The sequence below is a fragment of the Empedobacter sp. R132-2 genome, from assembly GCF_030324375.1.
In the GTDB taxonomy this organism is placed as follows: domain Bacteria; phylum Bacteroidota; class Bacteroidia; order Flavobacteriales; family Weeksellaceae; genus Empedobacter; species Empedobacter falsenii_B.
Genome location: NZ_JACAGG010000003.1, coordinates 126,261 through 145,097, shown reverse-complemented (window position 1 = coordinate 145,097; position 18,837 = coordinate 126,261). Strand labels below are relative to the sequence as shown.

Below are 18,837 nucleotides of genomic sequence, written 5' to 3'. Positions count from 1 at the left end.
GAATAAAAACATGAATTTTCTTCTGAAGATTTATAATATGATTTGTTGTTTGAAATGATTTGCTTTAACTCTATATTTACTATATAAACAAACATATGAAAATACATTGGACACTTCGGTAGTAAACTTGTATTGTTAAACAACTAATCTAATATCAATTATGACGACTCTAATTTCTAAATCAATTATTAGCAACTCTATTGTATTATTATTAAATCAATATGCAGACACCAATACTTTAATTACAATTAAAGGGCTTCCGATTGAGTTTATTCCTGATGAGATAAAAGATTGTTTTATCGATAAATCGGTATTTAAAGAAAATAAAATTTCGGAAGAAGTTTTATTTAATCGAAGAACGCGTTTAGAATTGAAGAATAAGCTTCTTTATGATTTGGATATTCCTACCTTAATCAATTACGAAACTTTGTTAATCTTAAAGCCTTACAAGGACGAATTATTCGAAAATGAAATTGTGATTATTGATTTTTCTATTACATCTTATGTTGCAAATAATTTTGACAATTTTAATTTAAACATTACTGATTTGAATGAAATTGCGGAGTCTTATGAAATGAATGAGATTTATGCTTCGATAATATCTAATTCAATTCAAGTGAATGATCAATTTTATCTACAATTTGCAGACGAAGAATTGAAATCTAAATCTAAATGGGTTGAAAAAATTATTTCTCCAATCGTTTGGGAGTTTAATGGATTAGATAAAATCAATGAAGATGAGTTGGCGATTAATGATTTTGTTTTTAATCCCGAATCAAACGAATATCTAAATTTTTATTATCAATTATTTTCGGAACAAAATAATAGACTAACAATTTATGTAGATAATGAAACGATTAAAAATCATTTAGGAAAAGAAATTATAGGTAAATTAATTCAGACTGCTGAATTAATGGAAAAAGAGCTTGAGCTAAAAAGAGTGATACATAATTTAAATAAGGAAGTTCGACCTGAATTATTTAATTTATTACAAAAACATTGGAATGCTAATCCTCCACAATTTAAGCCTTTAAGGGTTTATGCTGATCCAGATATTTCAAAGGAAATAATTGAAATAAGTCAATCTGATGTGGTTGAGAATATCATACAACAATTCGAAAATGGATTGAAAGAAAAGGATGTACAAGATATTTTCTTAACGGCTCCGACTGGTGCTGGGAAGTCTTTGCTTTTTCAAATGCCAGCTATTTATATTGGTGAAAAGTACGAAGCATTAAGTATCGTAGTTTCTCCATTAAAGGCTTTAATGGTAGATCAGGTTAATCAATTAATTCAAGAAAAGAATTATCATAAAGTCGCTTATATCAATTCTGACATTACTGTTATTGAAAGAGAGGATATATTAGAGAGGATAAAAAATTATGAAATTGATATTCTGTATCTAGCGCCAGAATTATTACTCTCTTATGAAATTAATTATTTCTTAAATGGAAGAAAACTAGGGTTATATATCGTAGATGAAGCGCATACGGTTTCAACTTGGGGTAGAGATTTTAGAATCGACTATTGGTATTTAGGATTTCATATTAGTCGTATTCGTAAGTATGTTAAAGATGAAGATGGAAAATCTTATCATTTTCCTGTTATTGCTGTAACTGCAACTGCTACATATAATGGAGTTCATGATGTAGCTTTTGAAACGATGAAAAGTTTACAAATGAAATCGCCAATTAAATATATTGGATATGCTCGTAGAGACAATATTGTTTTTGATATTCAACAAACTCAAATAGAAGGTAACTTACAAACGGGTAAAACTCAAATTACTGTTGATAGAATTGATGAATATTTAGATAAAAAAGAAAAGGTAATTGTGTATTGTCCATTTACCACTCAAGTAACATCTGTGGCGAATAAAGCAAAAGATGAAAAGTTGAATGCGTATAGTTTTCATGGAAGTATGAATGTTTCTGATCAAAATGTTTCATATGAGAATTTTAAAAATCAAGAGTCAGTAGCAATGGTTGCGACTAAGGCATTCGGTATGGGAGTTGATATTAGTAATATTGATCGTGTCTATCACTTTGCACCCACAGGATTATTACCAGATTATATTCAAGAAATAGGACGTGCTGCTAGAAATCCAAATTTGATTGGCTATGCTTCATTGGATTATTCAGATCGTGATTTTCAGTTCATCAATCAACTGCATGGTTTAAGTCGTTTACATAACTGGCAATTGACAGAAGTAATGAAGAAGCTGCTTCGAATTTTTGATGAAGATAACAAACAAAATCATTTGTTAAATATTGATGATTTTGCATATATCTTTCAAACGGATTCTCCAGACAAATTAACAAATGAAGTGAAAAAAGCTTTATTGTTATTAGAAAAAGATTTGAATGAAAAATTTGATCGAATTCCTGTTATTATAGCCCGTCCCAAAAATATGTTTTCAACAGTATTTGCTAGTATTAAAGATGTTGAATTAGAACAATTTGTTGCTCAATATGGAAATCAGGCGGTAAAAAGATTACCAAACAATCAATTTAGTCAACATCAAAAATCAGTAATTAAAATTGATTTAGATAAAATTTGGGAAGAAAAATTCAGAGAAATTCCTTTTAGTGTTTTAAAGCATAAATACTTTAAAAATTCACTTTTTGAAGGTTGTGATATTTCACCTAAACTGAAAATAGCGTTATCAATCCAATCATCTTATGGAGAAATGATGAATTCTTTTCAATATAACCTGAATATTATTGATGCTTCATTAAATAGTATGGATGGATTTTTTAAAGTGAATGAGTTTAAAAATAAATTGATTCGTTTTAAGATGAACGAAGAAATGGCAGAACGTGTAAGTCATATTATTTTGTCCATGTTCAGTAAAAGTTCTAATTATAATTTAGGTTTTAATGATGTGATCAGTGATAATAATTTTTTACAATCTAGAAAAGAAGCAGGAGAAATTGAGCCAAAATACCGTTTAGTAGACAGAGCTTTTGGAAAAATAGCAGGCAACTTAAAAAGAGCTTTATCAACAACTTTTGGAAGTGGTAAAACAGAAATGGAAAAATATTTTTCACCAGATTCTGCTCAGAAAAAATTGTATGTAAAATTGGGGCAAATACTTGAACTATTTGATTTGGGAAGTTACGAAGTAGTTGGAGGAGAGAATCCAAAAATGTTTGTCCGTATCAATGATCCATTCCGATTAAGATTAGAAGCAAATAATAATTATTATAAGAATAATCTTTTAGAAGATGTAAGAAGTAGACATTTTTCAGGGGTTGAATTAATGAAAGAATTTTTTAATTCAGATTTGTCTTCAGATGAACGTTGGGATTTTATAGAAGATTATTTGTTAGGTATAAAACAATAATTTTGGACTTACCCCAACTCCACAGTTGGGGCTTTTTTTTCATTCAGAACGGAGCGATAGCGAAGTGAAGAATCTCACGTCACCCTGAATTCATTTCAGGGTCACATTTCGCTAATCTCATCTACCAACAAAAGCAAAAACTCCATCCTACACATACCACAGCAGGGAGTAACCAGCCGCTCCACCCAAGCTATGTTTACATAACGTGGCATTATAGTCACCTACGGGCTATCGGGGTCAAGCCCACTATAATCACATTATGTATAATAGCCGCCTTACGTTTTCAAAACAAAATCCAAGATTAACAAAATCGTTTTTTGTCCTTGTTGAAGTATGATAGTATCGCAACAATCATTTTTGTACTAACGATTTACTCCGTTAGGTTTATTTTTAGTGTCATACTAAACTCGATTTAGCATATCATCCAGTTTATCCACTCTAAAATCTCAAATCTAAAATCTCAAATCTAAAAAATAATCCCAACTACGCAAACCAAGCCTAAAAACAAGCTTTCCTTTCAGTCAATCCTGTTTTTAAACGGCTTTTCGTTCCACATAAAAATGCTCGTTTTGCGATAAGAAATGCCACGCACCCCCGCCACCCAAGATATAGGTTGCAGGTACATAAAAGCAAAAGAGTTTAGTTAAGGTACATTTGTGTATTGCGCAATTTCGCTAGTCGCATCACATCGTTCGGTACTCCATACTTCGTATTCGTAATCCCTCACTTTTGTGCTGCTTGATAGCTCCTTTGCCCACACAAATTGGCTCGGTGTAGCCAAACATCCAATCGGATGTTCCACTACATATCCTCACCACCTTAAATTTTTAAGTCGATTCGCTTTTATTCACCTGCGCATATTGCCCCAGTGCGAATAATATTCAAGAAAAATAAAAAGGTCGCAAAGGAAGTAAATGGTTGTTTTGCTTCAAGGTCAAGCCCTGCGGGTTTTTTGCAAAATCTCCACCCATTCAGGTAGTATTTTTCAAAAAAACCTTGCCTTAAAAACACCCATTCTCGATTAATGAGCTTTCTTTTTTTTCTCTTTTTTTCTTTTCAAGAAAATAGGTTCCCCATTATGAAGAACCTATAATTTTACTTATCTAATTTTTTAAGAAAGTACGAAACCACGAAACTCACAATCGCACCAACTCCAGCGAGAATGGCAGTTTGTAACAAATCACTTAAACCTATATTCCCGATGATACTAAACGTAGTACCACAGAGAACCCCCATTTTCATTTGACTATCCTGTATCATCTTTATTCACACCATCTACAACGGTCAATTGACTAACTGCACCCAATACACCTCCAGCAACAGTCAAATATCCACCAAGATTATTTAACCATTCGGGTAATTCGGTAGGAGGGGCAAAAAGCACTCCACCAACTGCAGCTAAAACCAAACCTATATTTCGGAGCCATTGAAACAATTTAGGCGTTGGGGACTGTAATCGATCTACTATTTTCATCCAAAATATTTTATAATTAAACATTACTAAAAACAACCGGCATTTAAAACGATACCGTTAAGAAAATGAATTGTGTGAAGGATTAGAATAAATTAGTGACTGAAAGGAATCATTTAATTTATTCCCGAAACACGATTCATTTTTAGGTCAATCGTTTTACAGCCTTGACTTTTTTGGTTCGTTTTTGTGTCAAGACTTCCCCGAAGGGCATATGAATTCATTTGAAAACAATTAAAAAGTCATGAATAAAAATGAACATAAAGATTAAAGTAAAGCAGTCTTAATTTTTGATAATTCTTTTATCAAGAAAAAAGTGATAATAAAACTTAAAATACCTAAGCTCCACTGGAGCTTCTCCTCTTAATCTCAAATGTTTTTGTGTCAAGACTTCCCCGAAGGGCATATGAATTCATTTGAAAACAATTAAAAAGTCATGAATAAAAATGAACATACAAATTAAAGTGAAGCAGATTTTATTTCAAGAGTAACAGTCTCTCCTTTATCAATCGCTTGATAAACCAAATCCTTCACTTTATTAAAAGCTTTTCTGCTTTCCCATCCAATTCCAGCACCACCCAAAGAGGTAACCGGAGCAATACAACCCAATAATTCTTTTTTGGCATTATTCGCAGGATGCATCAAAATAAAAGTCCTATTCGGAACATCTTTCAACAAAATATGCCTTCCAAATTTCTGACTGTATCGCTTTACTAAAACATATTTCCCCTCCGGAATACACGATTTTCTCACTTCATTGTTTAACCACGGCAACTCGATCGTATAACAAATGAATCCCTTTGAATTTTGAAGAATACCATTTGTACCATTAGGGAAATATGAGCGTATCAGTTCTAATTTCATTACGCCTTATTCACCTCTATCAATTGCAACGCATTGTATACACCATTTTTAAGTACATACTTTTCACCGTTAATTTCTTGATAGAATTCGACACCCAAAACCAAAAAGATGGGTTCTGTACTGTTCGCAGGTAAAGTAGTCGCCAAACTTATCGCAGTAGTTTCAACCGCATCATAAGGTAAAATTCCAGTATCTGCATTCGAAACATTAAACGAACCATCATTGAAGTTGACATCTGCTGCTGCAGCTTCAATTTTAAAATGAGTGGTTCCCGAAGGCGCATTAATCATGTTAACCGGAACGAATGCCGGAATATCTACAAGCACATCACCTTCTGCACGATCTAATGTAGTCGTATAAGGAGCATAAATCGTTGTTGATAATTTCCCATTAATATTGAAATCAAAACCTTTTAAAAGTGCTAAATCACCATTAATCACATTACGTTTCCCACGTTCGCTTACCATATCAGCCTGAATCACCTTAACCATATCACGAGTTAATCGACCTACCATTCTCGAATCAGCAGAGTTTAACAACACTGCTCGAAACGCAGCTCGCAGCATCTTCCCAGATGCACCTGCTCGTCCAAACTCCTCACCATTTTCACGCGTACGCTGAAAGTTCGGATCATTCATAATTCGGCTCTTATCCACACCACCTTTTTCGCGTGCTAAGAAACCTTCTTTCGCTTTATAAAAGGTAATGTCACCAACAGTACCTAATAACTTAATTATACCTTTCTGTCTTGCCATTTTTTTACATTTTAATCGTTCTACATTTTCAATCCTACCGGTAGACAATACAAGTGTAGAAAAAAGCGTAACTTTATAAAAATCAGCAAATACCAAATGACTTTTTAATCATCTTTTGTCATCAAATGACCTATAGATGAAGCACATAAACGGTATAGATAAAGCATAGATAGTGTATGAAATTGAATAATTATGCAGCAGAAAAAGTTACAACGGATTTGCATTTACCCAAAGGACATTCAAATCATTACAGGTAAAAGTTATAGGCAATCACTTCGCATTTATAACCAAATTAAAGCGCACTACAACAAACAACCTCACCAAGTCATTACCTGGGAAGAGTTGGGGGAGTATTTGGGGATTAATGAGGATGAAATAAGATAATTTATTTTTTTATATATATTTTTTCCGAAAAAAATTAAAAACACTTACATTATATATATCTATAAATCAATTGATTGCATTTTTAAATAGCCTATACAGTATTTGAAACGTAAAATAACCCTCTTTAAAAACAATAAATATTATGAGTTAGTATTTTAAGTGTTTTTATCTAATATTTTTTCATATATTCACATAAAATAACCCTATAAAAACTTAAAATATGGTAAATAAAAAACCTAATATTTTTAATATAGCAACAAAAGAATTGCATCAAGATGCTTTTATTACTTGGCTAATTCAATATGCAGATAATGAATGTAAAATTTTAGATAATAATTTAAATAATTGTGCGAAAGAGTTTATTATTCAATTAATCCAAAAAAAATATCCAGAGTTTAATGAAGATATAGAAAATGTTTTTGCAGGTCGACAAAGGAATAATATTGATGTATGGGCTGAAATAAATAACAAATATTTTATAATTATAGAAGATAAGACGAATACAGCACAACATTCAGATCAACTAAGTAGATACAAAAAAATAGCAGAAAAATATACGAAAGATAAAAATTATAAAGAACCGATTTGTATATATTTAAAGACAGGAAATGAAAGTGAGAATAGTTTAAGAAGTATTATAAATCAAGGTTATCATATTTACAACAGACAAGATTTCCTTTATTTATTAAATTCTCATCAAGAAATAAATAATAATATTTTTCTAGATTTTAAAGAAAGGCTTCTCAAATTAGAAAAATCTAATAATGAGTTTGAAAATAAAAAATTAAAAAATTGGAAAAGTGAAGATTGGCAAGGTTTCTTCCAATTTTTAGAAAAAGAGATTGACGTAATTAATTGGAATTATGTAAATAATCCAAGTGGTGGTTTTTGGAATGCTGTATTGACTTGGGATCAAGGGGATATTTGTCCTGTGTATATACAATTAGAACAAGATAAATTATGTTTTAAGGTTTCTACTCATCCTCAAGATACACAATTACCTGAAGGTATTAATAGAACTGAAGCTAGAAATAGTTTGTATCATTTAATAATGGAAGAATCTAAAAAAAGAGGTTTCAATGAAATCAAAAAACCTATTAGATTCGGTAATGGTAATTATATGACATCAGCAGTTGTTGAAAAACAAAATTGGCTCGGTAATGATGAGGATATAATAGATAAAAGTTTAGTCATATCTAATATTACTAAGTACACTAAGTTCTTAAAAGAAATTATTTAATTATAAACATTAACACTAAAAAAACAATTCTATGATTTCAGATGTAATTTTTAAAAACAAGATGTATTATGCTCTAGATGAAAAAGGTAAAGAAATTTCAAAAGATTGGGAAAGTAATACAGGAGAATTAATGGGTTTTAATTCAGAATTTATGCTTTTCCTAAAAAATAAAATGTATTATACAAGAGATTCTAATTTTAAAGAAATTTCAAAAGATTGGGAAAGTTCATTAGGTGATTTTAAAAGTATTTCTGGGAAAACTGTGAATTTTATAAAGAATAAAATGATTTATACAAGAGACAGTAAACTTAAAGAAATAAGTAAAAGATGGGCTTAAAAGTTCTGAACTTCTTATACACTTAATAAAGTAATCCAATTAAACCTAACTAATTATTAGTTAGGTTTTTCATTTTCAAATAGATAGTTTGTATCTTTGTAAAAGAATATAAGAGTTCTTTAGAAATATATCGAGACCAAAGCGAGACCATTTGATAAAACAGATTTTCAATCCCTCTGAAATAAAGGATTTTTGGCGTAGGTTCGAATCCCGCCAGCTCCACTAGTTATTATTACAGTTTAAGACTGGTTATTATTAAAACTCACTATTACAGTGAGTTTTTTTTATTTCAATTTCCAAATGATCTTAAGTAATTTTAAATTCTACCTGAAAAATCATCCCCTTTTTTATCCCCTTTTGAATTTTTCACATTATCTTTATTGTAAATTAATTTTATGAAGATTACTTTTTGTTTAAAAGAACCTAAGTCTAAAGAATCTACATTAATTTATATGATATGTAGATGGGACGGAAAACAATATAAAATATCATCTAAACAATTTATACTTCCTCTGTATTGGGATAAAGATAAATGTAAAATTAAACAGACATCTAAAGTAAAAAATGTACATACGATAAATAATACTTTATATGATTTGGAGAATTCTGCAAGAGAATCATTTGAATTTTTCATCAATGAATTTGGTAGAAAACCGACAGGAGAAGAATTTAAAATGCTAGTTAAAAAGCATTATTTTGATCAAAAACCTTTGCATACAAAATCTGAATCCAAAACGGTTTCGGAATATTTTGATTTATATATTCAAACAATAAAGAATGATGTAACGGAATCAACTATTCAAAAGTATAAACAAGCTAAGTATAATTTTCAAGAGTTTGAAAGATTAAATAAGTCAATCTATAATGTTGATATGATTGATAATATGGTTAGAAATTCATTTGTAGATTATCTAGTAAATATAAAGTTATATAAACCCACAACAATTTATAGAAAAATGAAATTCCTCAAAACGGTTTTACTTTTTACTAAAAGTTTAGGCGTGGGTATTCATCCATTTATTGAGAATAGAAATTTCTTAACAAAGGATGTTGAAGTTGATAATTTAGCTTTAGGAGAAACTGAAATTAAAGAGTTAGAAGAAATTGATTTGAATGATAATAAGAAATTATGTCAAGTAAGAGATTTGTTCTTATTACTGTGTTATACAGGTCAAAGATTTTCTGATTTACAGAAGATTAATTACTCTAATATTATTGATGATCAATATTTGTCAATAAGACAACAAAAAACTAAAGAAGTAATAACAATTCCTATCACTACAAAGGTTAAACAGATATTAGAATCATATAATGGAAAATTACCAAAAATATCAAACGTTAAGTTTAATGTTTATTTAAAAGAATTAGCTCAGAAAATAGATTCATTAAATATGGAAGTTGGTAAAAATGTGGATAGTTCAATTATATATAAATATGATTTAATAAAGAGTCATACAGCAAGAAGAACTTTTGTTACTTTAAACTTTAGTAGAGGAGTTGAGTTAGATGTTTTAAAAATTGGTACTGGTCATAAACAAACAAAGACTCTACAATCTTACGTTAAAATGTCAGATAAACAAAAAGCAGATTTATTAAGAAGTAAATTAGAAAAATAATGGTAAAAGAAAATAATAGTATTGCATTTATTGATAAAATATTTGAAATAACGAATGAATATAAAAATATAAAATTTAATAGAAATAGATCAATTCACATTAAGACTCAGTTTATTGATAATCAAAATTCTATATCTAGTTACTTGAATGAAAATATTGATTTAAAAGAGTTAGTTGATTCATTTGAAAAACTGAAAAAAAAATATAAATCAAACGAAGAATTACAAAAAATAAAAACAGAATATTATAGATTTAAAAATGAATTAAGAAATATTAATAACGTAAATAATATAGTTGAAGAATATGTTGAATTTAACGTACGTTATTCAAATAATAAGTTCTATAGAGAATTTTTAAATAAACTAAAAACTCTTGATAATTATATTACCAAAAATAAAGATTTTCAAAATTTATTAAAAGATCATGAAAGAATAAAAATTGAATCGGATGATTATATAGATTTATTTCAAAATAAGAAATTATATAATGATAATTTTGAAAGTTTACTAAAATTTGAATTTTTAATCGAATTATCAAATATTACTAAAATTTATCATGAAAACTATATAATTAGTGAAGATTTAATGGAAAAAGAGTTGTTATATAGAGAAAAATTAAAAAAACATCAAGAAGAAATAAATGTTATTTTAGAAGAAGAGGAGGAGGATTTAGATGCAAGTCTAAATGAAGAATTGTTTGAATTGATTTCTTCTATATTTTATGATTCAATGATAACTTTTGAATTTGATGGTTTTGAAATTGAAGAGAATGAAAATGATTCTGAGAGATTGAATTACCAAAAAGCTATATTTCTTTTAATGTTAAAACATTATAAACTTGAAGAAGATTTCGTTTATGAAAGTTGCATAAGCCTTATAAATTTGTGTTTTAATGATAATATTAATGAAAGTACTGGATTAACCAATAACTCATTTGATATTATTAAATATTTAGCAAGTTTTTTATATAATAGTAATAAAAAAAATAATAATGCTAATGTGTTTATAGGTAACGAAGTGTCTAATAATGAATTTGATTATATAAAATTGTTGACGGATTTATATTTTTATTTAATCGATATTATTGAAACTTATTCATATAAAAAGAATCCTTCAAATGATTATATTATTAGATTAATTGAAATTTTAGCAGAAGTTAATCATTATATTATTCCTTATAAAATTATAAAGCTTAAAAAAATAAATGATATAAGAAACAGAATAATTGCAAATTTAGGTGATCCGAAAGTTTTAATATTTCACTACATAAATAATTTAACAATAGATCCAAAATTTAAATCTACAAGACCAAAAAAAACTCCTGAATTATTTACAAATGAAAGTGTTATAAAATTATATAATAAAAGAAATAGAATTACTAAATCTAACTTATCACCAAAATTATTAGGATACTTATGGATAAAATTAAATTCAAGTATTCCAAAATATACAGATGAAAAACAACAGAATAATTTGATTGCTTTATCACTAAGTGTGATTACGGGACATGATTTAGAAACTATAAATAAAAATTATATTAAAAACGAAATAATTTTAAGCGATCCTGAAAAAAATAAAATTAAAAATTTTCTAGAAAAGATAATTGAATAAGTAATTTTAGATAATCTGATTTTCAGTAATTTAAATTTTAAAAGTATGATATTAATATGATATCATACTTTTTTAATTTTTACCTAATCTACATTTGCTCCAAGAAAAAACAGAAACAATGAAACAAAATTATTTAATTCAATTAACTCCTGAGGAGCTAGGAGTTATTATTAAGGAAGCATTAGTAGCTTCAATGGGACAATTTATTGAGAATATAAATCTTAATAAAAAAGATAAGTTATTGAATAGAGAACAAGTGGCTAATATTTTAGGAAAATCCGTTTCAACTATTGATAACTATAAGAGAAACGGACTTTTACCTTTTACAAAAATTGGTAGTGCAGTTTATTTTAAGGAGTCCGACATATTATCTTCATTAATTCCTATTAAGTATTAGGTTCTATAATACTTGAAGCGTTATACTTTTTACGCTTTAAAATTCAAAAAAATAATTTTTACAAACAATGTTATCCAGATTCAATGTGAATATTGGACAGCCAAAACTATGTTTAAAAATGAAAAAATATAAAAACTAAATATCTACTTATAACCTGTGTGGTGAACACTTTATTAGTTTGGTTATAGTATTAATATTTATTAGGAGAGACCTAATAATTAATATAAAATACATTTTATAAAATGTTTAATAATAAAAAAACAATTTAATATGAAAATAAAAATTTCAAGATTATTAAATCCTGTATTATATACAATCGCAGTGGAATTATCAACTGATACAATAGGACAAGTAGTAGATTTAGATGATGTTTTAATTAATACAGAAGAGTATGAAAAGTATAATTCATACTATGATTTTATTCATTTAATGCTAAATATTTATGAATTTAATGATGATTATTTACATTTTCAAGATATAATTAATGATATCAAGAACAATAATATAGATTCTTATAATCAATATATATTTGATGAATACTCAATATTTAAAAATTTAGATCTTAATGACAATAACCAAATTTCTGATATATTAATAACTGTTATTGATGATTTGTATTTGTCAGTTAATAATGATGAAGAACGATTAATTTGTTTAATAAAAAATACAGTTTTATCAATTGAGTATTTTTCAAATAATAAAAAAGAGAGTACTATTTCTTCTCGAAATGAGCCATTTGAAAGTTTTACTTACTTAAGTATATTGCAATTAAACGGCTTTAACTCTTTGAAAATGGAAGTTGATGAGGAATCATTTGGCTCTGGTAATATTACTTTTCTAGTTACTGATTACCATAAAGAAGTGATATTGAAGATATCGAATATTATATCATCAATTGAAAAAAGCGATTTTTATTCATTTAGAAATTTAATCATGGTATTTGAAGAAGAGATAAATATTGCATTTGAAGAATATGATGACGAGAGAAATAATATAGATTACGATGATCTTCAAAAATTTATTAATCTAATTGAAAAAAATGGGTTAGATTTTATATATGATTTATTCAAAGTTGATTTAGATTATGAAGAATTAGATTTCTATAATACAACTTTCTTTGAATATAGTTACTTAATCATAGACATTTATAACCATATTCACGATAGTTATTTTAAAAGCTAGTCATTTTAGACTAACTATTTTTTATATGAACAATTAATTGGTTAAACTATCCAGTTTTATTAAACCTCTAAATAGGTTAATTTCCAAATTCTTTATAAATAAAAAATTTATCCAATATCAAAATTGATATACTGGACAGGGCAACTTATGTTCAAAAAATCTTTATTAATTATCAAAACAAAGGCTCTGTTATGGAGCCTTTCACTTCACTGTATGAAAAAAATAATTCTTCCAACATCACTTGATGTTCAGAAAATAATATTAATGGCAAACAATCAATATTATGACAACATAACAGGTCAATTAAAGATATATAAATCCGATTTAAAGATACTAAAAATTGAATCCATCAACTATATTCTGTTTATGATATTTCGTTCAACTATGTTTAAATTAAATGCCTTAAATGAAGCGGAAAGATCTACATATTTTAAGGAAGGAAGATTGTGTAAAAATGATTTTTACATCGAGCTTCCATCAACCATTCTGGTTAAAATTGAACGTAACTACAATAATATTATGGACTTCTTAACAAATAAACACTCTAATTATGATAACATTTTATTTCGTATGAAATATGAAAAAGGGAAATCTTTTAGTTATTGTTTGAATTATAATTTGATAAACGACCAGTTTAATCTTATAGATATAACAAGGAAATCTATTTATAAACACATGAACGAAGTTTATCAACCAAAAGTTTCTAGTTCTATTATTAATCGTGAATTGATCGCTTTGAAGAATGATTTCTTAAATAAGTTTAGTATCGACTTTAGTGGTCTTTCAACCCAAATAGACAGCTCAAAAATTGTAACTGAATACAACTCTATCCTTGGATTGATCGATTATCATAATGGCAAAAAATGGATGAGTCTAAATACAGAAAAAGACGGAAGATTACATACGAATTTTACTATTATGTCTTCTAAACATAGGAAGTTAATACGTAATAATAAAAACGAAGAATTTGTCGAAATTGATGTTGGCTCTTGTATTCCTTATCTATTTATAATGAGTATTATACAAAAAGTAGAGTTTTATGGTGATGATCATCTTAAAAAATATCAATTGCTATTTAATAAACTTAACTCTAGAATGATAGAATTAGGAACAGTGGAACTCCTAAAGGCTGAACTTAAGGTCATGCTTATAGCTTTGGAAGAAGATCGTTTTTATCGACTTTTTCCTTTGTTAAATAAGATTGAAATCTTAAGCTTCTTCTTTTGTAAAAATGGATCAAAACCTAGTATTGAAAATATAATTGAATCAACATTTCCAAATTTCTATTATTATGTATTTCAAATGAAGAATAATAAGTTTTGGGTTGATCAGTACCAATGCCCTCCAAGATTTGACTGTAACGAACTTTTAGCTCATTATTTATTCCATCTTGAAGCTACAGTGATGCTTTACAAGATTTCTAAAAGAGTAAAGAAAAGTATAAGAGGTATTGAAATTATAACAGTACATGATTGTTTAATGGTTCCCAAACAATATGCTGAGGAAGTAAAGTTAATAATGGAAGAAGAGTTTAATGATATATTTAAATTATCACCAATTATTAAAATAAAAGGCTTACCATAATATGTTTGTAAAATCTCTTTAATATTCGATAAACAGAAGGTTTTTAACTGTAATAAACCTTTTGTAAAATAGAAAACCTCAACCAAATTATCGGTTGAGGTTTATATGAGATTTCTCTATATTTTACTGATGGATTTTAAAATGTTAAATAAGATGACGAACTTTAAACTTCTTAAATTTCTTACCCATACCAAGCATTATTGCTTGATTATTTTTTATTATTAATTCTCCTTTTCCAAGCGAAGCTATTGCTTGTTTTATTTCTTGTAATTCTGAAGCATTTGCACCATAAAGATCTTTAAGTACACCATCATTGATAGATTGCTGTTTCATTATTAATGGATATTGAGCATTGGCATAAAAATCAAAATGTTTTGATTTAAAGTGTTCCATATTTTGCGTTGCTAATACTACGCTCATTCCTTTGTTTCTTCCAACGGCAATTAAATTTCGTAGTGGTTTATTATCAAAGTCTAGCATATAGTGAGCTTCATCTATAATTGTAAAATGTCGTAATTGAACTTTTTCTCCATCGTTTGCTTGTTGAGGCAAGTTTTCATAGATTGAATTAAGCTTTGAAATAATGAAATATACAATTGCTTTCCCTATAACTCCTTCACTTGCATATTTCTCCATTTTAACAATAAAACTATTATTAATTAAATCAACTTTATCTTCAGTAGAAAATATATTTGCTCTTATTAATTGACTAATTACAGATTTTACACTATCCATTTTCTCCTTATCATTCTTAGGTTGAAGTGATGTGTAAGATTCTAGAAGTAATTCAAATGTAATAGGTAAACCTTTTGTATGTTTATACGCATCTATTATGGCTTCTGAAAGACGATTACTCATATTTGCACTAATTGTAGCCTTGTCTATAGAACAAAGCGCATTTGCCATTTCTGTAGAATAGATATTAATCTCGTTCTGGTTCGCCTTAACAAAATTTTTAAATGGAGTGAACGGTAATGGTTCTTCAATTGGATCAAGAATAGACTTTCTATCTACTGCAAAATGATTTAACCAATCGTTATTTTGAATATCCGAAAATTCTCCTTTATAGTCGAAAAATAAGAAGTTAACAGGGTAATTTGTTTCAACAGATAATGTTCTGATTTCATTCATTAATACAGCTAGTAAATTTGACTTTCCAGATCCTGTTGTACCCGCTATAAGTATTTGAGTATTTGTAACAGATGTGCTATTCATATCAAGATATGCAGGAATATTATCTGCATATTCACCAATATTTAAGTTCAAATGAGGAATTTCGTTAGCGTTACCATTGTTGTTTTTTGTATAAGATAACCAATCCTCTAAATTTGTTCCTTGTAATAGATATTCAGCTCCCTTTAGTACCTCAAAACATATTACTTTACTTTTCTTTATATTATCTTCCCAATCAATATTTAAATGATTATATCTTAAATTAATTAAAGTATTAATTGTGTTTGCTAATCCATGTACAGTAAATAATGTAGGTTGTATGCTATTACTAGTCATTGATAATTTTAAAAAATCATCATTTCTAGTATAGTTTAGAGACAGCCCTATAAGTAAAGCTATTCTTATAAATTTAGCATTTCCTTTTACAGAGAATGGAAAATCATCAAATTCATATTTTTCTAAGTTAATTAGTGTTTCATATTTTAAGCGTAAATCATCCATTTTATGTGGAACTTCTTCCGCTATTCTTAAGCCTGTTTGTAATGCTAACATAATTAAAATTTTAAGCGTTAAAATATCCCTCTTTTACAGTTGTTAATTGTTTTTCCTTATCTCTATTTAGAATATACTTTTTAGCTATAAATTCATCAATCTTTAAAAGATCTTTATCCGTTCTAATTTCACTATCCGTACTTAGTAAAATAGTTTGATGAGAAAGTTTAGGAAAATAATTTTCTAATAAAGAAGCTCTACTATCCTCATCTAAATATCCCATTACGGTATCAATCATTACAGGTGGGTTGTAATCTCCAAATTGATGTAATGCCTTTAGTAATACTTGAACAATAATTTGTTTAGACGCAGCATTTAATTCTTCTAAATAGATTTCATTTCCAGCTTTATGATATATTTTGAATGTTAAATCTGCTAAATTTTCAGATAATTCTACTTTACCAATTTGTCCTGCATATGCTACTAATGTTGAATTTAAATCATCCAACATGGTTTCTTCGATTCGTTGTTTTTTAGCATTTAATAAAGCACTTGTTATTTTATCAAATAGAGGTTCTATTTTTTTACATAATTCTAATTTTGGATTAGGAACATCTATATCAGGAATATCATATCTATTAATTTTAATTGTTATTTTTTCAATTTCGGACTTAAAATTCTTAATAGCTTCTTTAATTTCTGCTAATCTAGCTTCATTTGACTCATATGTGTTAATTATAGAGTTTTCATCAGCTGTCAAATGGCTTTTTGCTTCTTCTAATTGAGCTCTAAGTGTTGGTAATTGATTTAATTCATTTTCTAAACTTTCTTTCGATTGCATTAGATAACTATAACTATTTATAGAAGTCTGATTAAGCATTAAACGAATTGTATCCAATTCATCATTTGAAAAATAATTATATGGATTAACCTCATCTTCCCCTTCACTTCCTATTTTTAGATAATCTATGAAACTTTCTGTAAAGGATGTATGATCAACATTAATTTTTCTTAAAGCTATATAATTGCTTAATTTACTCTCAATTATTTCTAATTGAGATTGATTAAAGTGATTGCTTTGAGTTGAATCGTTTTTAGCGAGAATAAGTTGTAACTCTTCTCGAATAGAATCTATTGTTTTTGGTAAGAAAACTTGAATTTCAATATCGTTTGTAAATTTTGAAACATTTACTAGATATTCAGCTTGTTTTCCTTTTAAATCTTCTATTTTATTTTGTAGAAATTGAATACGTTCTTGGTACTCTTTTTGAAGATTTAAACCATGTTTTGCTTTGTTATAAAGTTCTTTATTATTGATTGAATAACCAAGTTTACTTTGATATTCATCATTTAATTTCTTAATATTTTGTTCAAAACCGTCTTTAGAATCGACTAAGTTTTTATACTCTTCTCTTTCAGTTTCAATACCAATAGATTCTGATATATATTTTTCTTTTACTTTAATAGTAGCATCTTTCAAATAAGAATATTTATTGAACCCCATCACGTTTTCAATATTCTCTTTTATTACTCTGGATAAGTAATCCTCTTTTAGGATATTTCCTGATTCCATTGCATCAAATAAAAAATATTTACTTAGCTCTTTAGGTAAGTTAGCTTTAATGATCTTATTAACTTCTGCTTCCATTTTAGCTCTTTGGGAGATTGGCATTGCAGTTCCATAGGTGAATGTATCACCATTAAAATTTAATGAAACAGACTCTACAGGTTTACTTTGAGGATTTAGTGCATATACACGTTTTATTTTATAGAAATAGTCTTGATTTAATACTTTTCCTTTAAAATCAATTTCTAATTCAATTTTTAAATCATTTGAAAACTCAACTGAAGCGTTAATTAATCTTTTAAAATGATCTTCATTTTTAATTTCTAAACCATATAGAGCAGAATAAATGGCTTTGAATAATGTTGTTTTACCCCCTCCATTTTGACCTCCAATTAAGATTATTGGTTGTTCTGGATTAACATTTAGATCTAAATCTAGATCTTTGTATGTTTTGTAGTTTTTTGCAGCAATTCTAGTTATAAGCATAGTAGTTGGTTTTACTTATTCTTTAAAGCATTTTCAATTAACTTCTGTATCAAATTACCTTCAGTTTCTTGATTTTTCATCTTTATTTCGTGATATTCCTTTAAAATTGAATCTTTAAACCATTCAAAATCTACTTCATGTTCATCACAAATTTCTTTAATAATTATCATATCCTCTTTTCGGATACCATAATGCATAAATGTAGCATCTAGTCCTTTATTCATAGTAATATTAGTTTAAATAGTATTATTGAAATTTAACATGTTACAATTTTTTACTTTTTGTAACACGTTTTATTAACATGTTACAATTTTTTACTTTTTGTAACACGTT

General features: G+C 27.5%; 14 protein-coding genes. 8 read left to right on the top strand and 6 right to left on the bottom strand.

Annotated features, from left to right (window positions below; all coding sequences use genetic code 11):
- Nucleotides 1-160: 160 nt before the first annotated feature.
- Nucleotides 161-3,346: a helicase-related protein gene (locus tag HXZ69_RS03515; protein ID WP_286495014.1), complete on the top strand. Its 3,186-nt coding sequence runs from the start codon at nucleotides 161-163 to the stop codon at nucleotides 3,344-3,346.
- A gap of 1,246 nt (nucleotides 3,347-4,592) precedes the next feature.
- Here the strand turns inward: HXZ69_RS03515 and HXZ69_RS03510 are convergent.
- The 3 genes from HXZ69_RS03510 to HXZ69_RS03500 form a co-directional block, all read right to left on the bottom strand.
- Nucleotides 4,593-4,820: a hypothetical protein gene (locus HXZ69_RS03510; RefSeq protein WP_038336297.1), complete on the bottom strand. Its 228-nt coding sequence runs from the start codon at nucleotides 4,818-4,820 to the stop codon at nucleotides 4,593-4,595.
- A 456-nt stretch (nucleotides 4,821-5,276) separates the two neighbouring features.
- Nucleotides 5,277-5,681 (bottom strand): DUF5675 family protein, encoded by a 405-nt coding sequence (locus tag HXZ69_RS03505; RefSeq protein ID WP_038336251.1) that lies wholly within the window; start codon nucleotides 5,679-5,681, stop codon nucleotides 5,277-5,279.
- The gene (locus tag HXZ69_RS03500) at nucleotides 5,681-6,436 is read right to left on the bottom strand and encodes a hypothetical protein (RefSeq protein ID WP_286495013.1); all 756 of its coding nucleotides are present in this window, start codon (nucleotides 6,434-6,436) and stop codon (nucleotides 5,681-5,683) included. The genes HXZ69_RS03505 and HXZ69_RS03500 overlap by 1 nt, the downstream gene beginning before the upstream one ends.
- Nucleotides 6,437-7,040: 604 nt before the next feature.
- On the opposite strand from HXZ69_RS03500, the gene HXZ69_RS03495 reads away from it, so the two are divergent.
- The 7 genes from HXZ69_RS03495 to HXZ69_RS03465 all read left to right on the top strand — a co-directional run bounded on the left by HXZ69_RS03495 (nucleotide 7,041) and on the right by HXZ69_RS03465 (nucleotide 14,786).
- Entirely contained in the window at nucleotides 7,041-8,060 is a 1,020-nt protein-coding gene (locus HXZ69_RS03495; RefSeq protein ID WP_286495012.1) for a PD-(D/E)XK nuclease family protein, read from the top strand.
- 31 nt (nucleotides 8,061-8,091) lie between these two features.
- The gene (locus tag HXZ69_RS03490) at nucleotides 8,092-8,397 is read left to right on the top strand and encodes a hypothetical protein (RefSeq protein ID WP_286495011.1); all 306 of its coding nucleotides are present in this window, start codon (nucleotides 8,092-8,094) and stop codon (nucleotides 8,395-8,397) included.
- Between the two features lie 395 nt (nucleotides 8,398-8,792).
- The gene (locus HXZ69_RS03485; protein ID WP_286495010.1) at nucleotides 8,793-10,013 is read left to right on the top strand and encodes a site-specific integrase; all 1,221 of its coding nucleotides are present in this window, start codon (nucleotides 8,793-8,795) and stop codon (nucleotides 10,011-10,013) included.
- On the top strand, nucleotides 10,013-11,623 hold the full coding sequence (locus HXZ69_RS03480) for a hypothetical protein (RefSeq protein ID WP_286495009.1): 1,611 nt from the start codon (nucleotides 10,013-10,015) through the stop codon (nucleotides 11,621-11,623). The genes HXZ69_RS03485 and HXZ69_RS03480 overlap by 1 nt, the downstream gene beginning before the upstream one ends.
- Before the next feature lie 118 nt (nucleotides 11,624-11,741).
- Nucleotides 11,742-12,020 (top strand): helix-turn-helix domain-containing protein, encoded by a 279-nt coding sequence (locus HXZ69_RS03475; RefSeq protein ID WP_286495008.1) that lies wholly within the window; start codon nucleotides 11,742-11,744, stop codon nucleotides 12,018-12,020.
- Between the two features lie 270 nt (nucleotides 12,021-12,290).
- Nucleotides 12,291-13,202, top strand: a complete 912-nt coding sequence (locus HXZ69_RS03470) for a hypothetical protein (protein WP_286495006.1) — start codon at nucleotides 12,291-12,293, stop codon at nucleotides 13,200-13,202.
- 213 nt (nucleotides 13,203-13,415) lie between these two features.
- Nucleotides 13,416-14,786 (top strand): hypothetical protein, encoded by a 1,371-nt coding sequence (locus HXZ69_RS03465; RefSeq protein ID WP_286495005.1) that lies wholly within the window; start codon nucleotides 13,416-13,418, stop codon nucleotides 14,784-14,786.
- Nucleotides 14,787-14,930: 144 nt separating this feature from the next.
- Here the strand turns inward: HXZ69_RS03465 and HXZ69_RS03460 are convergent, their stop codons facing one another.
- Genes HXZ69_RS03460 through HXZ69_RS03450 form a run of 3 tightly spaced genes read right to left on the bottom strand, consistent with a single transcriptional unit; the run spans nucleotide 14,931 to nucleotide 18,728 of the window.
- Complete coding sequence (locus HXZ69_RS03460; RefSeq protein ID WP_286495004.1) at nucleotides 14,931-16,511, bottom strand: ATP-binding protein; 1,581 nt, start codon at nucleotides 16,509-16,511, stop codon at nucleotides 14,931-14,933.
- A gap of 10 nt (nucleotides 16,512-16,521) precedes the next feature.
- On the bottom strand, nucleotides 16,522-18,504 hold the full coding sequence (locus HXZ69_RS03455; RefSeq protein WP_286495003.1) for an AAA family ATPase: 1,983 nt from the start codon (nucleotides 18,502-18,504) through the stop codon (nucleotides 16,522-16,524).
- 11 nt (nucleotides 18,505-18,515) lie between these two features.
- Nucleotides 18,516-18,728 (bottom strand): DNA modification system-associated small protein, encoded by a 213-nt coding sequence (locus HXZ69_RS03450; protein ID WP_286495002.1) that lies wholly within the window; start codon nucleotides 18,726-18,728, stop codon nucleotides 18,516-18,518.
- Nucleotides 18,729-18,837: the final 109 nt, after the last annotated feature.

What these genes read in the sequence shown, in the direction of transcription:
- HXZ69_RS03510 (WP_038336297.1), bottom strand. Translation starts at nt 4,820, where the DNA reads ATGAAAATAGTAGATCGATTACAGTCCCCAACGCCTAAATTGTTTCAA.
- HXZ69_RS03460 (WP_286495004.1), bottom strand. Translation starts at nt 16,511, where the DNA reads ATGTTAGCATTACAAACAGGCTTAAGAATAGCGGAAGAAGTTCCACAT.
- HXZ69_RS03485 (WP_286495010.1), top strand. Translation starts at nt 8,793, where the DNA reads ATGAAGATTACTTTTTGTTTAAAAGAACCTAAGTCTAAAGAATCTACA.
- HXZ69_RS03515 (WP_286495014.1), top strand. Translation starts at nt 161, where the DNA reads ATGACGACTCTAATTTCTAAATCAATTATTAGCAACTCTATTGTATTA.
- HXZ69_RS03455 (WP_286495003.1), bottom strand. Translation starts at nt 18,504, where the DNA reads ATGCTTATAACTAGAATTGCTGCAAAAAACTACAAAACATACAAAGAT.
- HXZ69_RS03500 (WP_286495013.1), bottom strand. Translation starts at nt 6,436, where the DNA reads ATGGCAAGACAGAAAGGTATAATTAAGTTATTAGGTACTGTTGGTGAC.
- HXZ69_RS03450 (WP_286495002.1), bottom strand. Translation starts at nt 18,728, where the DNA reads ATGAATAAAGGACTAGATGCTACATTTATGCATTATGGTATCCGAAAA.
- HXZ69_RS03495 (WP_286495012.1), top strand. Translation starts at nt 7,041, where the DNA reads ATGGTAAATAAAAAACCTAATATTTTTAATATAGCAACAAAAGAATTG.
- HXZ69_RS03505 (WP_038336251.1), bottom strand. Translation starts at nt 5,681, where the DNA reads ATGAAATTAGAACTGATACGCTCATATTTCCCTAATGGTACAAATGGT.
- HXZ69_RS03470 (WP_286495006.1), top strand. Translation starts at nt 12,291, where the DNA reads ATGAAAATAAAAATTTCAAGATTATTAAATCCTGTATTATATACAATC.
- HXZ69_RS03480 (WP_286495009.1), top strand. Translation starts at nt 10,013, where the DNA reads ATGGTAAAAGAAAATAATAGTATTGCATTTATTGATAAAATATTTGAA.
- HXZ69_RS03490 (WP_286495011.1), top strand. Translation starts at nt 8,092, where the DNA reads ATGATTTCAGATGTAATTTTTAAAAACAAGATGTATTATGCTCTAGAT.
- HXZ69_RS03465 (WP_286495005.1), top strand. Translation starts at nt 13,416, where the DNA reads ATGAAAAAAATAATTCTTCCAACATCACTTGATGTTCAGAAAATAATA.
- HXZ69_RS03475 (WP_286495008.1), top strand. Translation starts at nt 11,742, where the DNA reads ATGAAACAAAATTATTTAATTCAATTAACTCCTGAGGAGCTAGGAGTT.